Origin of the sequence: Lentzea sokolovensis (assembly GCF_033949975.1) — a bacterium.
Taxonomy (GTDB): Bacteria; Actinomycetota; Actinomycetes; order Mycobacteriales; family Pseudonocardiaceae; genus Lentzea; species Lentzea sokolovensis.
This window is the reverse complement of record NZ_JAXAVU010000018.1, coordinates 81919-98075: the sequence shown is the minus strand read 5'-3', so window position 1 is coordinate 98075 and position 16157 is coordinate 81919. Positions and strand designations below refer to the sequence as shown.

The 16157-nt window shown below is 65.1% G+C and carries 8 protein-coding genes and 1 pseudogene; 2 read left to right on the top strand and 7 right to left on the bottom strand.

Annotation, left to right across the window (positions count from 1 at the left end; genetic code table 11):
• Positions 1–138: 138 nt before the first annotated feature.
• From SK854_RS45875 to SK854_RS45855, 5 genes are all read right to left on the bottom strand, one after another.
• The gene (locus SK854_RS45875) at positions 139–1272 is read right to left on the bottom strand and encodes a hypothetical protein (protein WP_319981496.1); all 1134 of its coding nucleotides are present in this window, start codon (positions 1270–1272) and stop codon (positions 139–141) included.
• 61 nt (positions 1273–1333) lie between these two features.
• On the bottom strand, positions 1334–2080 hold the full coding sequence (locus SK854_RS45870; RefSeq protein WP_319981495.1) for a Crp/Fnr family transcriptional regulator: 747 nt from the start codon (positions 2078–2080) through the stop codon (positions 1334–1336).
• A gap of 1288 nt (positions 2081–3368) precedes the next feature.
• On the bottom strand, positions 3369–3968 hold the full coding sequence (locus SK854_RS45865) for an ImmA/IrrE family metallo-endopeptidase (RefSeq protein WP_319981494.1): 600 nt from the start codon (positions 3966–3968) through the stop codon (positions 3369–3371).
• Between the two features lie 232 nt (positions 3969–4200).
• The gene (locus SK854_RS45860) at positions 4201–8721 is read right to left on the bottom strand and encodes a serine protease (RefSeq protein ID WP_319981493.1); all 4521 of its coding nucleotides are present in this window, start codon (positions 8719–8721) and stop codon (positions 4201–4203) included.
• Positions 8718–9116, bottom strand: a complete 399-nt coding sequence (locus tag SK854_RS45855) for a CU044_2847 family protein (protein WP_319981492.1) — start codon at positions 9114–9116, stop codon at positions 8718–8720. The genes SK854_RS45860 and SK854_RS45855 overlap by 4 nt, the downstream gene beginning before the upstream one ends.
• A 710-nt stretch (positions 9117–9826) precedes the next feature.
• On the opposite strand from SK854_RS45855, the gene SK854_RS45850 reads away from it, so the two are divergent.
• Positions 9827–10315, top strand: coding sequence for a hypothetical protein (locus tag SK854_RS45850; protein ID WP_319981491.1), 489 nt, complete (start codon positions 9827–9829; stop codon positions 10313–10315).
• Here the strand turns inward: SK854_RS45850 and SK854_RS48345 are convergent.
• Positions 10312–10506, bottom strand: a pseudogene (locus SK854_RS48345) (integrase core domain-containing protein); the annotation flags it as partial. The gene SK854_RS45850 and the pseudogene SK854_RS48345 sit on opposite strands and share 4 nt — an antisense overlap.
• A gap of 604 nt (positions 10507–11110) precedes the next feature.
• Between SK854_RS48345 and SK854_RS45845 the strand changes: the two are divergent.
• The gene (locus SK854_RS45845; RefSeq protein WP_319981490.1) at positions 11111–15715 is read left to right on the top strand and encodes a LamG-like jellyroll fold domain-containing protein; all 4605 of its coding nucleotides are present in this window, start codon (positions 11111–11113) and stop codon (positions 15713–15715) included.
• 130 nt (positions 15716–15845) lie between these two features.
• Here SK854_RS45845 and SK854_RS45840 read toward each other — a convergent pair whose 3' ends face one another.
• Positions 15846–16145: a hypothetical protein gene (locus tag SK854_RS45840; RefSeq protein ID WP_319981643.1), complete on the bottom strand. Its 300-nt coding sequence runs from the start codon at positions 16143–16145 to the stop codon at positions 15846–15848.
• Positions 16146–16157: the final 12 nt, after the last annotated feature.

Genomic DNA, 16157 nt, shown 5'->3' with positions numbered 1-16157 from the left:
AGGTGTCGGCGCTAGGCGGTGCCGTGGTGAGGCTGCCGGGCAATTCCTCCCCGGACTGCCCGGCGCGCCACGCTGTCACCGCGACGGTCACGAGCACCAGAACAGCGGCGGAGGACACCGCAGCAGTCGCCGGTTTCCTCAGGCGCACGGTGGAACCGCCGGATCGATCTGGGTCGAGCCGGGGTCCTCCGGCGGGGCACCGTTGAGAAAAGTATTCGCCGGGGCATACAGCCCGTCCCAGATGCCTCCGGTGATCAAGTAGAAGCGGTTAATGCTTGGCATGCCAGATTTGTTGGCGGCCCAGCAACGTACCTGTACCTCGTCACCGAAGTAGATCAAGGGCTTGTTGTCCGCGACGTGGCCCCTGGTGCTGATGAACGTCTGCACACCGAGGCGGTTGCCACCTACCTCCTTGAACGTCGCGAGCGCGGGCGGGGAAACGGTGCTCAACGACGCCGTGGTCGTTGTCGCGGTAGGCGCGCTCGTTGGTGTCGGCGTCGTGGGCGGGGTCGATGTGTTCGTGCCGTCAGCCTTGTTCAAATAGGCGGATGCGGTGATGATCGCTGCCGTGATCGCGGCGACAGCACCGATAACGGCGGCGATGATCGGCCCTGATGTCCTGGGGTCACCGGCTTCGCGCGTCTTCTCCGGATTCGCCGGCATCACCGTCGGGGTGCGCTCATCGCGGCCCAGGACGGCAATCCAGGCCGTCTCGTGGAAGTTCTTCACGGAGATCTGTGCCGGGGTGAAGTCGTTGGGATTCAGTCCGGACACGTGCTGCAGAACGAACTCCTTGTGAAGATAGGAATCGATCACGAGGACGACTGCAGCGTCAGGGTTGTCCTTGAGTGCTTGCTTGACCGACTCCGCTTCGAGCATCCTTGCAACTGCGATGGGCGCCGGCCCTGCGAAACCACCGGCCGCTTCTTCCGACATCCCGTACCCGATCGCGATGCGCACCCGGATCCGATGCTCGGCCGCCAGCCGCTTGTTGACGGCATTCAGTTCCGTGACCAGCTTGGCCGGGTAGTCCGTCAGCAAGCGGGCCAGGTCGGTGTCAGCTGGCCACCTCATCATGGCCCCGTCACCCGCGCGTTGAACTGAACTCTTGCTCAGGCGAGGAAGACCCGCGGCCTGAGCGGCTCGCTGATCCATCTCTACGAGCGCGGCCTGAGCCTGCCGTTGGTCGTCGACGACATGACTGCTGTACCCGTCCATGTCCCACCCGGTGAACGGGGAGACGATCTTGCTGGGGTCCTGGTTCTTGGTCAAGCGCTCTCCTGCGGTGGAATGCGGAAGAGCATCGTGCTGGACTCTGGTCGAGAACGGTTAGCTAAACATCATTTGATGGGTATGCGATGCGGCGAAGAGCTGCGATGTCGCGGATGACGAGTCTGCGACCGCGACCGCCGACCACGCCAAGCCGACGCCACGAGCCCAACGCACGCTGCACACTCGGCACGCTCGCTCCGGCGAGACTCGCCATCTCCTCCTGGCTCAGGTCGAGTCCCATGACCACGTCTCCTGAGACGACCTGTCCGTGCGTGTCTGCCAGGGCGACAAATGCGCGGGCCAGGCGGGTCTGCGTGGTGGTCGATCCTAGGTGACCGTACTGCCGCGCAGAGGTCGCGTCGCGCAGCTTTCCACTGATTGCGACGGCGAGCACTTCGACCGCGTCAGGCAAATCGGCAAACGCGTTCATGAACGCGTCGCCGTTGACGAGGAGCACCAGACTGGGACCGGCACCACTGATCCTCGCCGTCGCGCTGCGGGGCTGCCGGTCAAGCGAGGCGAGTTCACCGATGACATCGCCGCTGCCGCGTATCGCGATCAAGCCCTCCTTGCCTCCATCCAGCTGTACGACGATCTTCACGCAACCGGAGAGCACCAAATACACGGTGCGGTCGTTGGCTGCTTCGACGATGAGCTCTTCTCCGGGATCGAACCACTCGGCGCTGCCTTGGACGCACAGACGTCGCAACGCTTCAGGGCTCAGACAGGCGAGGAAAGATCGCGACGACCACTTGCGGCGGTTCGCCTCGACGAGTGAGCTGACGTCGGCCGGGTCGATGCGGCCCATCGGGTCTCCTCCCGATCCCCGGATGCTGACCTTGTACTGATCGGCTGTCATGCCTCTGATGTCAGCAGGAACGCTCGGTAAACACCCAAATGGGCTAGAAGTGCGCGAAACTTGATGTTGTCGAACAAGCAACTTCGTGGTTTCGCCCTGGCACAGTATTGCCGGGTCGATTTGGCAGCCTCAGGCACCGTTCTGCGCCTTCGTGCACGTCTCTTCGCTGCAGCGTGTGACGGTGTGTGGCAACCCGGAATCTGCAAGTTGCGGATGTTTCCCGCCGCTCGACCTGGGCAATTCTTGCTGGCCATGACTAAGGGCGCCGCACCCAGAGGACTGCAGCTCGTCGCTGTTTCCCGGTGATCTCTGAGCGGTATGCCCATCCGTCGCCCTGAGACGTCGATAGCGCCGTGTGGGTGAATTGGAGAAGATGTGCGTCGCGTGACTTTGTAGCCCGGATACACACCCATCGGGAACTCGTGGCATCTGAGGGCATCGGGGGTACAGTCCCCGATCGGAACAGCGCGCTTGTCCATGTTCGCGCCGTCGTAACACTCCCGAAGATCCTAACGACACTCTGCTCATCACCTGGGCCACACAGCGGAGGCAGTCGAGATGCCGTGGAGTACATGGGATGCGCTCGGGTCCATCCTCGGAGGCGTGTTCACTGGATGTGCCTTCCTCGCAACGCTCTTCCTGCTAGCGCGCGAAACTCGTATGCGAAGAGAGGAGCGGCAGGCTGGCCAGCTGCGGCAGGATGATGAGAACGCTAGGCAAGCGAGGCTAATCGTGTCGGCTATCACCGATGAGTTCAACTCGCTCAAGAATAATTTCCGAGTGCAGGAACTGGAAGGCACGATCTCAAACTATAGCGACATGCCGATCTTCAATCTTGTGGTCGCAATGGATGAAGTAGGCACTGGGCGAGAAGGTTTCCGGATGCTCAAGCCGGGCGAATCCGTTTGCGCTAAACTTGTCGTCCAACATCTGGAGGGTAGCGGACCGTTGGACACGGGGCTTACACGCAAGGTTGGACTGAGCTTGCATTTCCTCGACGCGAACGGCCGACATTGGTACAGGAGAGGATCAGATCAACCTCGCCGCGTACTGGATGGTGCTCTGTCTGAGAAGCTGCCAAGGGAAAGGTATCGACCTGAGGGCCTCGGTTCCAGCTAAGTAGGGCACCGTGTGGCTCAGGCGCCCACCGCTTCGACCGGCAACCTTAGAAGAGAGACGGATCTCGGCGGTGCGAGGAGGCGCATCGGGCTCCGTCGAGGGGGAGGTCCGGCGTTTGCTACGGCACGAGCCGAAGCGCCGGCCGATCGGACAACAGGCCCAGTAGCTCCTCGACACGATCAACTGACCATGCGAGTTCTGTGGCGAGCCCAGTGAGACTGGCTCCGTGTTGAGTGGCCAGTTCGAATGCTTGTTTCAGCAGCACGGGTTTCTCGCCGGGGTAGCGACCGATGGGCTCATCTGCGAACAAGTTCTGCGCCCTCAACTGGTTTAGCCGTTGGTAGGCGCGGCTTGCGGTTGGCGCGGAGAACAGGCCCAGTTCACGGCAGCGGTAGAGCAGCGACTTCACCGAAACACCCCACGCGGTCTGCAGCCGAGCCAGCACGGTGAAGTCCACCCGCGAGGGAAGCTCCGGGCTGATACTCATGCGCGGAGTGAGAAACTCGGCGGCAAAAGCGTCGGCTTCCCGTTCGTGCTGCTGGTCGCCGGGCGGGGTGTCGCCGTGCAAGATCAGGTGACCGAGTTCGTGGGCCGCACTGAACCGGTACCAGTAGACGTCGTCGGCCCGATCGGGAGTCAATACGATCAACGGCCGGGGCAGCCGGGACGTCGAGAACGCAGCGATCCGGGCAGCCTCGGCGCGTTCGAACGGCAGCATTGCGACGAGTCGTAGTTTGATCAACGAGTACGAACCTGCAGCAATGTGATGCGCAGGTCAGGCTGCTCGGCAGGGTTTGGCACCCCACAAGCCGCAGAGCAGACCGGTGCGGGTTGGCTGGGGCCGCTCGCGGACTTCGGCGTGGCACAAAGTACTTGAGCTTGTGGAACGGTTGTCGTACTGAACAGGTCGGCAACGTGCGCGCTCACCTGGTGGCTGGGGTACGCGGCGGCTAAGCCGCTTCGCGTTCGTCGATCAGGCTCAACAGCCGGGCGCATTCACCGATTCCACCGGTGATCCGTGCGATCGCGAAGCGGTAAAGCAGCGCGTCTGCCAATACCTCGGCGCGGCTACCTCGATGCGGCATGCTCAGCCATTGGTCCAGGGCGGCCCACATCTGGATGTTGGACAGCTCACCGAGTCGACATTCCAGATGAGCCCACAAAGGGCCGCGCCGATACGCGCTGGTGATGATCGCGTGTACCTGCGCGATCCAGCCGACGAGGTCTGCTGGACGGAGCAGGTACATGATGTCGGCGAGCACCTGGCAACGCAGTTCGTGGGGCTCTGGACCACCTAACGACTTGACGTAGTGATGCGCGCGGTCCAGCTCCCCGCACACGGCGTATCCGACGGCGAGCCCGGCCTCGAAGACAGCCCTGGTCCCACCGCTCGAAATGCTGCGGTCCCCCAACGCAGCGAGTTCGTTCAGTTGCGACACGTCGAGCAGTGGTGTGACGCCTGCGGCATCGCGCGCCCACATGTCGACGTTTTCAACGCCATACATCGGTTTGCTGATGACGCCGTGGAGGTAGCCGTCGTCGAACAACCACGATGCGATATCGGCGCGTGCCTGTGGTGCAACGAGTCTGGCGAAGAACGGAGCGATGTCGCTGGGGTTGTGCGCGTACCAGGCGCTGTCTGCCGTGAACCACCACGGTCGGCCGGTCGCATCGGCGGCAGCTCGCAGCGAGTCGATGGTCGATCGGATCTCAGTCATGACGGTGGCGGTGGCGTCACCCGGTGGCAGGTGGGTGCCGGCGGCCAGCAAGACCAGGCCGAGCCATCGGTCGGGCAACGCACGGGAGCGTTCGATCAACATCGGCACATGGCGGGCCCTCAGGTTGGACGTGAGATCCATCGCAGTCCGCAAGACGGAATAAGGATCCGCATCGGTGTCGCGGAGTGCTCGATGAAGCCCACCCTCGTCCATGGGCCGGGGGCGAGGCCAGTAGCTGCGTACAGCTTCCCGGCGCGGGTACGGGTCACCAGGTGGCCACCAGGCATTGACGCGCTTGAAGGGCGGGATTTCTCCCTCAGGGTTGCCGCCGAGGTGGTCCCGCAACAGCCGCAGCAGGTCACCAGGCAGTGCGTCGACTGGTCCAGCGGCGGACAACTGCGCCAGCACCTCGGCGGCCTCTCGGGGCCCGAACGATGCCAGCCTTGCCAAAAAGGCGTTGCGCAGATGCCGTTTCTCCAGGTCCCAGGCGGGTATGGCAGCCAGGGCCACCCGTGCCTGGCCCGCCGTGACCTCAGGGGCGAGCATGCGGCCGAGGAAGTGGACCGGCCCCAGGGTGTTGATGATACCGAGCAGGCGGTCGGTATCACCGACGGCGACGAGGCCTGCAACGGCCACCAGCGCTCCGTCGTACGATCCGTCGAGCTCAACCAGATCTTCGTGCGCAGCCTTGAAGATCTCGTCTGCGACCTGCCGGCGGACCCCGTCGTCGAGCACCGGCAACAGCTGCGCGAGGCAAGCGAGCCGGGTGTGTCCCTTGGTCAGCCGGCGGACCCACTCGACGGCGTTGGTCGCGATGCTGATCGGCACGACGCTGAGTAACCCGTCGTAGTGGATGCCTGGCAGTAGTGCCTGCCTGCGGTCGTCGGTCAGGCGGCCGGACTCGTCCGCTTCCCAGGCTTCGAAGAAGCTTCTGATCACGCTGCCGCGTCGTTCGTCTGGTAGCCACCTCGCCACCGCGACGAAACGCGGCCAAGTCAGCGAGGTTCGCTCTCTCCACTGGTCTCGCGACACGGCGGCGATCAACACCGCCCGTGGTCCGCTCGGGTCGTCCGCCTGCTGTGCCCGCAGCGCCTCGCGCTGTACGTCTGCGGAGAGCGCGCCTATCTCTACGAGGTTCCAAAGTCGTTCAGCTTCGTCAAGGCTGACCTGCTTGGTGAGCCTCGTGACGGCGTAGCAGATGGTCTTGTCGCCTGTCCTCGTGTGAAGCAGCTCGGCGAACACAGCGGCGAGTGCGGTGCTCGCGAGATCATCGGGAAGCCGAGGGATCAACTCGGCCAACACCCACACCGCCACGAACGACCGCGAGCGGTCTCCAGTCGGCAGCCGGTGCGCGGATACGAGCGCTTCCGAGACATGGCCGAGTTCGAGCAGGCGCACCGCCCACGCCGCCACCGCCCGCGCTTTCTCTTCCGAGTCCCCCGTTTTCAAGGTCGAGTCGACGAGCTTCTCCAGCCAGTCGAGGTGATCGGCGGCGATGACCGGGGCCAGTGCGACGACAGCATCAACCCGATCACTGCCACTGACGTAGGCGTTGCGCTCGACGAAATCCAGTGCGCGGCCGATGCGCCACAAGCCGTGCCGTACGAGTTCCGCGGCGAGCAGCGACGTCATGTGCCCGTCGATGGTTCCTTGTTGGCCGGCGACCTCAGCCGCGCACATGATGCGTTCCGGCAGGAGTCGCGGAGCCTCACCTCTGTCGAAGCGTGCCTGGTCTGCCCGCCGTGCCTGTTCCATGACCAGCCGGACGTCGGTCTGGAACGCCTCGGTGGTGTCCGAGGTCGCGTCCTTGTGCCTGCGCCAAAACGGTGCCGCGAGGTCGAACGCGGTTGGGCGGACCCTGTCGCCCGTGGTGAGATGCTCGGCCAGATGCCGCGTGAGATAGTCGGGGACATCGGCAGTGGTGAGCGTGCCAGACCGCAATCCGGTCAGCATCTCGGTTCCCCACGCGACGAAGACCTCCTGAAGTTCGTCATCGGCGTGGCCGACGTGCAGCCGTGCGCGCATCATCTCGGTGATGACCGGGTGTGCGACGGAAAGGGAGTCCGTGGTGCGGCCGGGTAGCATGAACCGTCCGAGCACGCCGATCGCGTCGTCCAGCCGGACGGCGTCGAGCGGCTCGGGCAGCCTGCGGACGAGCAACCTCAGATCCTTGCGCGACAATGGACCTTCAGCCATCACAAGGATCCGCAGCACCCGGTCGGCGTCCTGGGCGGAGTAGCTTCCGTTCCACAGCTTCTGCTGCTCGAACCACCATTCCTCGAAGAACTCCTTCAAACCCGGCGCGGTGTTGCGCTTCGCTGCTGTCCAGGCTGTCAACGTGAGGTCGGAACTCTCCTGGATGCTCGTCAGGTAGAGGCTGGTCGTCACGGGCTCACCCCTGGTGAGGTCCCACAGGCGGTTTGCGGCGGCCGCCAGTTCCTCCGCTGGTGCGCCCACGCGGACGGAGCTGAGCAGATCGGCCATCGCCGCGGGTCCCAGCGGCGTGAGTGTCGTGACGTCCACGGAGGTGAGACCCAGGTGGCCGGCCCACGCCTGCCCGGTCGGATGGTCCAGGGTGTGCCTGGCGGACACCAGGATCCGCACTCGCTCACCGAGCGTGCGCGGGAACAACCGCAGCCACGACGACTGATCACGTGCCTCGTCCAGACCGTCGAGCACGACGATCACCGATGTGTCGGCGGGCGCGGATCTCTGCAGCAGTTCGAGTGCTGTTCCACGCGGATTCGCCTGGTAGGCGGAGGAGTTGTAATCCTCGCCGTGTACGCGGGCCAGCCGGCTGCTCAGTGCTTGAAGGATGTCGGCCACAGCGTTGGTCTCGTACCGCACGCTGATCGGCAGGAGCACCACACGGACCTGTCGCCGTCGAACCACTTCCGCACACCAGCGGACCAGCAGCGTGCTCTTGCCGATGCCAGCCGGCCCGGCCACCACGTGGTAGGGAGTGTCGCCCTCGTCGAACCACCTCGTCAGCGCGGCCAGTTCAGACGACCTGCCCGCGAAGGGAAGGTCGCCGCCAGGACCGATCAGCTGGCTCGTGACGAATCGCTCCACCTCCGAACTCAACTGCAGCCACTTGCTACCGACGAGATCGGCGATCACCGTCGGTTCCGGTCGCAGCCGTCGCCAGCACGCGGCGATGTCCGCGGCGCGGCTGGCGTAGATCGTGCCGCCGACCGCAACTCCGCTGTCGGCCGAATCTTCCTTCATCCAGCGCACGACCCCGATGACGACCGGGCCTGCTGGTGTTCTGACGAGCACAGGTGCACCGCTGAACCCGCGGGGTCGGAGCCCTGCCGCGAGGTATTTGGAGAACACTTCGAGCGACGGAGAACTGTCGATCATGGTGGTGTTGTTCTCGACTTGGCCAGGCATGGCCTGCGGCGCCGATCGCGACGGGTTCTCCATCGGCCAGCCGATCACGTCGGCGAATGTGCCTCGCGGTCCATCGGTGTCCTGCGCCAGCGGCAGCGGCGTCCAGTCAGGCGGTAGCGGCGTCCCAGGCAGGATCCCGAACAGCGCCAGGTCCAGTTCTGGGTTGTTCTGCAGGAATCTCGCGGACACGGTCACGCCGTCAGCGAACCGCACCACGACGTCGCATGCTGACAGCTGGCTCAGGTCACCCGGATCCGCCACGCAATGCCAGCACGTCAGCAAAAGGTCCTCGGTGACTGCGAACGCGGTGCCGCGTCTACGACCCGCGACGATCAGTTCGCCGATCGCATGGGCGCTCATGTGCCCGAGGAGTCCTTGGGGGTCCAAGTGATCGTCACCTTGAACGCGGCGACTGCCTTGCCCTTGACGACCACCACCCCCGTTGAGGCTTCCAGGTTGAGCCCGAATTCCATGCTCACCTGCGACATCCCCCAGCGGTTCGCCTCTTCGTCGACCAGCTTGGTCTCGAGCGACACTCGCAACTTCTCCGCGATCCCGCAGATCGCTGTGCCCAGCTCCTCAACCCGATCCGTGAAGCGTTCGAGGAGGTCGGCCGGGCCCAGCGTGCCTGCCAAAGCGGGATCCGGTACGACTTCGACCCGAACCACACCCGCATGAGCTTGTGCTTCCGTCGGGTCGGCCGGTGGAACCGCACCGGCGCCGAGGACCTCCTGGTAGTTCTTCGGATCAGACATGTCGACCACGACGCACCTCCTGGGTCAATCAGAAGGTCGCACCGCTCGCAACACTTGTTACCGCGATTCCACGCCCGCGGGCTCAGACTCGACGCAGCTGCCCGGCCTGCTCACGCACGGCGATGGGGGCGGCCTGAGTCCTAATTTGGACGTGAAGGGTGCGGCCGGACCGCTCATCGGCACGTGCGGACGTTGCATACCTGCTCGGGCAGAACGATCACGTTGTGACTTGTAGATCAGCGATCAGCACAGTCTGCCCTGGAAGACAGAAAGTGCCCGACGTAGTAGCGCGCCTTGGTGGCGGCGGGAGTAGCCTGGTGGGGTGAACTGCTCACGTTGGTGTCGAAGCTCTGTAACCCTTGGGTTGCAGGCGTTTCGTGCTGCTTCGGGCGAGTCTCACACTGAACGTGGTGGAGCGAAACTGGAGCACGGCAAGGAGTTGAACGTCACCGAACGGCACGTAACGGCCTTGAACGGCAGGTAACGGCACTGGATGTCCTGGGGGAACTGGGTTTCCGCTGGTCAGAGTCCTTTGTGGATTTGACTGGGGGTCAAGCGCGTTCAACTGCGCTGAACAGCATGTTCTGCCGCGAGGTCGTACGTCACGGCCAGGTTCTGGTCGGACGTGGCTAGTCCACGCATGCCGGAACGCCGTGCGACCATTTCACCTGCGCCGGACAAGCAGGCGCTGGGAACACATGGGGGAGCAAGTGAGGACCAGGTTCGCGGCCGCCTTGACGGCGTTCATGCTCATGGCCGTGGCTGCGTGTGGCACCGACGTGCCCGCCGGCCTCGCCGACAAGGTCAAGTCGGGTTGTCCTGACCTGCTGAAGCCCGAACCGCTCGCGGTCATCACCAAGGGTTTTGTGGTCTCGGAGGTGAATTCCGTCGAGACCAACGGCTGCCAAGTTTTCGTCTCGACCGGACGCAAGGCGCTCAACGTGGGGATTGTCGCCTACGCGAGTGCGGAGGAGTCGGAACGGCTGACACCGATGCTCTGCACTGACGGCAAGCTGGACGCTGAGACCAAGGCGTGCACCGCCGGCACGGTCGACGGCGAGACGTACTCGCTGCATGCGGTTGCCGGGCGGTGGAACGTGCGGGTGTCGGTGTTCGAGGTTCCGGTGACCGACGAGGTGAAGGACGCCGTGCAGCAGATCGTCGAGGATCTCAGGAGCTCCGACAAGACCCGCGGCTAGACCCGCTTGTAAGTGAACCGCCACGGATTTGAGGCCGGCTCCGGTTTCAGCGCCAGCGCTGGTCGGCGTGCCGCGTGTTGGGAGTAGTGCTTGGCCGGGGTCGGGTAGGCCAGACGCGAGTGCAGACGGGCGTTGTTGTACCAGTCTGTCCATTCCATGAGCACGAACTCGACCTCGGCGAGGTCTTGACGGGGACCGCGCCCGTGGAGGGGTGGACGTTCACTGTCGGACTCCGCTGCCTCGTGTAGCGCCTCGTGCTCGCTCTCACCCGTTCGGCCTCATTGTCATTTTGCTATCTGGGCAGGCAGACTCCCTGCGGCTAGGTGGGGTGGAGTTCGCGTGTTGTCGGGGGACATGCGCGGATAGCGGGGGATTCGGTTGGCACGCGTCGGGGTGGCGCAGGGCTTTGTCCTGCGCGCGTTCTTGTCTTTCACAGTCGTAGCAACGGCCTTGGCCGTGCCTGAACAGGTCAGGGCAGCCGAGCCGGAGTGCGTTGACGCGCAGCCGACTGCGCAGGCGGCAGTGCAGATGGCGGCTCGTTGCAACCGCCGGGTCGAGATTGTCGGGCAGCGTTCGGAGAGCTCGCAGACGTTCGCAAAGCCGGCGGGTGGTTACACGACGGAGCAGTCGGCGGAGCCGCGGTGGGCGCGCAAGGCTGATGGATCGTGGGCACGGATCGACACGACGTTGAGTGTGTCGGGCTCAACGGTAGCGCCTGTTGCGGCTGTACTGCCTGTGGAGTTCTCGGCCGGAGGTACTGGTCCCGCGGCGCGGTTGCGGGACGGGGATCGCGAGTTGTCGATCACGTGGCCGTTCGGGGCGTTGCCGACGCCGGTGCTGTCCGGTCCGGAAGCGACCTACACCGAGGTGTTGCCCGGCGTGGATCTGAAGCTCACCGCGTCGGTGCGGGGCTTCTCGCAACTCCTGGTCGTGAAGAACCGGGAAGCAGCAGAGAATTCGAAGCTGGACAAGGTGCGGTTCGGGTTCGCGACGACGGGCGTCACAGCACACCCCGCAGGCGGTGGGCTGGAGGCCAAGGACGCGTCCGGACGTGTGGTGTTCATGTCGCCCACACCGTTGATGTGGGACTCGGGTGGCGCCGGGGCAGCAGGGGTGCCGGCCAAGGCAGCGGTTGCGGAGCCGGAGGGGAAGCGGACGGCCACGATGCCGGTGGCGGTGGAGAACGGTGAGATCACCGTTGTTCCGGACGCCGCGATGCTCAGTGATGCGGCGACGCGCTATCCGGTCATGATCGATCCGTCGTGGACGGGCCGGGTGGCGGACAACGCGTGGACGTTGGTGTCCAGTAAGGACCCTGGCACCGCGTACTGGCAGGGCCGCAACAACCAGGGCAACGACTACCTGCAGAACTCCGGCATTGTGGGTAACGCGGGTACGGGCCAGACCTGTGACAGCGTTTCGGCGGACGGCCTCACATGCCTGAGCGCGAAGTACAAGACCCGCTCGTACTTCCGTATGGACACCTCTGAGGTGAAGGGCAAGGTCGTCAGCGGTGCGTCGTTCCGCGTCGAGCAGCGGTGGGCGTGGGGCTGCAACAACGGCGGGTCCAACGCGACGATCCGGGTGACCTCCGAGTTCGGCGGCGGCACGACGTGGAACAACCAGCCCGGCTGGTGGGGCGACGACTGGGCAGCGTCGGCTGCGGCCAACCGCAAATACGGCGCGACGCACGGATGTGCCGGGCCGGGTGACGTCGAGTTCGACTTCACCCGTGTTGTCAAGCAGGCGGCGACCGACAACTGGGGCTACATCACGCTCGTGATGCACGTCGACGAGAGCAGCGTCAACTACTGGAAGCGTTTCAATGCCGGGTCGGCGGTGCTGGCCATTGACTACAACTCGATCCCGGACGCGCCTGGTCCGCTCACGGCCGACGGTAAGGCCTGCGCGACCGGTGACGCGAGGCCGGCTGTGCCGACCTCGGAGCCGACGATCCGCGGCAGGATTAGTGACCCCGATCCCGGCGACACCATGAAGGCCCGCTTCGAATGGCGGCGCATCCGCCCCAACGGCTCCCACGGCCCGATCTCACAGGTCGAGCGTTCTCCTTGGGGCAACGTCACCACCGCCGAGTACTCGCTTCCCAAGCCGAGCACTTTGCCGACGGGCGTGGTCGAGTCGTCGGACACCCTGATCAGCACAGGCGACTGGGACAACAACGGCCGCACCGACCTGCTGATCCGCGACCTCGACGGCTACCTGTACCTGCTGCCAACCGAGGTGAAACCCGGCGGATGGCGGTCCGGCGACCGCGTCGAGATCGGCAGCGGGTGGGAAGCGTTCACGATCGCGGGGGTCGCGGACTGGGACAAGGACGGCAAGCAGGACATCGTCGCGAGGGATAACACGACTGGCGTGCTCTGGCTGTATCCCGGCAAGGCGAACAATGAGCCGAGCCCGCTGCGGGTGCAGCTCGGCTCGATCTGGAACAGCTTCACCTTCGCCGGGCTCGCGGACTACGACCGCGACGGCAAGCAGGACTTGATCGCCAGGGACGCCGACGGCGTGCTCTACCTCTACCCCGGCGACGGCACCCGTGCACCGTCGACTCAGCCGCGGATCGTGCTGGGCAACGGCTGGCAGACGGTCAGCTTCTTCGGCGTGATCGACCGCACCGGCGAAGGCGCCCCGGACATCTTCGCTGAGCACAACGGCACGATCTGGTTGTACCTGGGCAGCGGCAAACGCGAGCCGTACAGCGGCAACCCTGCCCGCTACGACATCGGTTCCGGCTGGGCGGGCGCGATGGCACGAACCATCACCGACTTCAACGCCGACGGCGCGAACGACATCGTCGCCAAGCTGCCGGGATCGGCCGACTGGCTGCTCTATCCCGGCGTTGTGGGTACCGGCTACGGCGCCAGCCCATGGGCCGTTGCGGGACACGGCCTCACCACCGGCAACTACGCCTACCGCATGACGGCCAACGACATGCAGCTGTGGGGCGCGGCGTCGAGCTGGTGCGAGTTCAGCGTCGACGTGACCCCACCGGACGCGCCGACCTTCGGCTCCACGGTCTACAAGACATCCGGCTGCCCAACTGACGGTTGCGGCGCGCTCGGTATCGCCGACACGTTCACCTTCGCCAGTACCTCCGCCGATGTTGAGTACTTCCGTTGGGGCTTCACGGATCCGCCCTCGATGAGAGTCGCGAAGGGTACGCGGGTGCGGTGGACGCCGCCGTCGTCCGGTCCGAAGACGCTGTTCGTCGAGGCCGTCGACTACGCCGGTCTGCCCACGCGCAGGACGTTCGATTTCACTGTGGCGGGCGACAAGCCCAATGAGGCGCAGTGGTTCACCGCTGACGATCCCGCGTTCGACGCCGCCGGTAACGGCCACGAGCTCACGTTGACAGGACTGGACACGGGCCGGTCCGGACGTGCGGTCGGGGGCTTGGGTGCGATCGGGTTTGACGGAGTGGCCGACAACGGTGCAACCACGACGAAGGTGCTGGACACGAGCAAGGACTTCTCCGTTTCCGCATGGGTTCGCCTCACTGGTGACACGGTGAACCGCACTGTGGTGAGCCAGCAAGGTTCCGCGACGTCGGCGTTCCGGCTCGGCTACGAGGCCGCCGACCACAAGTGGGTGTTCGCGCTGGCGGAGACCGATACCGCCAACCCTCAGCTGAAGACCGCGAAGTCCGACGCTCCGGCCTCTGCGGGCGTCTGGACTCACCTGACCGGCACGGTCGACAGCGTCAACAAGGACGTCCGGCTGTACGTAGACGGTGCGTTGCAGCTCAAGACCGACGTGGTGAAGGACGGATTCGCCGCCGCCGGCCAGGTGTGGATCGGCAAGGCGATGCGCAACTCCGCGCCTGTGGAGCCGTGGCTCGGCGATGTGGCAGAGGTGCGCGCGTGGAACCGTGCGATCACCCCGCAGGAGACGCTGCAGATGGCCGAGGCCTACGAGGTGGGACGGTGGCTGTTCGACGAGGGCTCGGGGTCGATTGCTGACGACTACACGCAGTTCCGGCGTGCGCTCAAGCTCAACCTCGCTGGCGGCGCGAAGTGGGGCGTGGGTGTCCAGCCTGGCCACAGCCTGGAACTCAACGGCGCCGGTGGTTCCGCCAGCACGAACGAGCCTGTGCTGAACACCGACCAGTCGTTCTCGGTCGACGTGTGGGTCAAGCTCAACGCCACCGGCACACCTCGCACTGTTGTCGTTCAGCGAGGTCCGTCCGGAGTGGACCCGTTCACGCTGAAGTACGACGGCTCCCAGTGGAGTGCTGAGATGCCGAACGTGGCGGTGAACCCGTCGACGTGGTGGAAGGCCAAGGGCGACGCCGTCGTGAACAAGTGGACGCACCTCGTGGCCACCTATGACGCCGGTGCGCGGACGCTGAAGCTTTCGGTCGGCTACAAGGTGAATGAAGAACAAGAGAACGCGATTGCCGTGGACGTGTTGAAGAGCACGGTCACCGGTGTCGTTGGCTGGAATTCGACCGGCGTGCTGTCGGTCGGCCGCAGCAGTGCGGGCGAGTACTTCAGCGGAAACATCGATGAGCTCAAGGCGTACCAGGGTGTGCTCGCCCCGAGGGCGCTCGAAACCCAGGCGCTCCAGGGATCGTCGCTGTCGGGCGATGCCCGTGACGAGATCATCTCGGTGGACGCCAACGGGAACGTGCGCGCGTTCCTCAATGTCAGCGATACCGCGGTCTATCCGAACGATCCGCAGGTGGTCGGTTCCGGTTTCGCTGCCGACCACACCTGGTTCGCCGACATCAACGGCGACGGCAAGTCCGAGATCATCGCTGTCGAACCGAACGGTGCGATCAAGGCGTTCAAGAACGTCAACGGCATGAACGGGTTCCCGTTCGGGGACGTGTCGGTGATCGGCTCTGCGCCGGGGGAGACCTCCCGGATCCGGTTCGCCGACATCGATGGTGACGGCCGAGCGGACCGTGTGTCCATCGACGTCGACGGCCGGGTTCGCGTCTACCGCAACCTGTTTGGCCTCAACGAGCTCGGCCAGGCAACCGCGTTCGCGACGACCCCTGTGATCGTCGGGGTGCTCGCCACCGGAGTGACCCCGGACCGTGTCCGGTTCGCCGATGTCAACGGGGACAAGAAGGCCGAGTTCATCACAGTGAACGTCGACCAGTCCGTCTCGGTGTTCCGCAACCTCGGCGGGCTCGGCTACGGCTCCTACGACACGTCGCAGGACGTCGGCTACGGCTGGACGCCCGACCGCACCTGGTTCGCGGACATCAACGGCGACGGCAAGGCGGAGATCATCTCGATCGGCACGGACGGGACCGTGTGGTCGTTCCGCAACGTCGACGGCCTCGACAGCCGTACCGGATTCCCCTACACCGAGGAACCCAAGCAACTCGGCTGGGACTGGAACGAGCCCGGCCGCGCGTTCTTCAGCTGATCAGTCCACACCCTGCCCTGAACTGGAGTTGTGTCATGCTCACAGCCCGATCTAAGCGTGGACTGGCTGCCGCACTCGCCGCGTCCCTCGTGGCCACGATGTTCACCGCCTCGCCCACCCCAGCCGCGCCCTACAAACCTCCTGTGCCGGCGAAGGAGCCCGTGGTCGCCGGCGAAAACGCCGGTGCGCGCCAGTCCGAAGACGCGCGCACAGGCAAGAACTTCGCCGGTGTGGCGCCGATGTGGCCGAAGGCCTCGGTGGCCGAGATCGATCTTGGCGCGTTGGCGGCGAACAAGTCTGCACGGGTCGCGGACACCTCGGTGTCGGTCGCTGCCGCCGATGGTGCCGCAAAGTCGAAGCCGAAGATCAAGGTCGAGACGTTCGATCGAGAGAAGACCCGCGCCGCCGGCGTCGACGGCGTGTTGTTCAAGGTCTCGGGTGG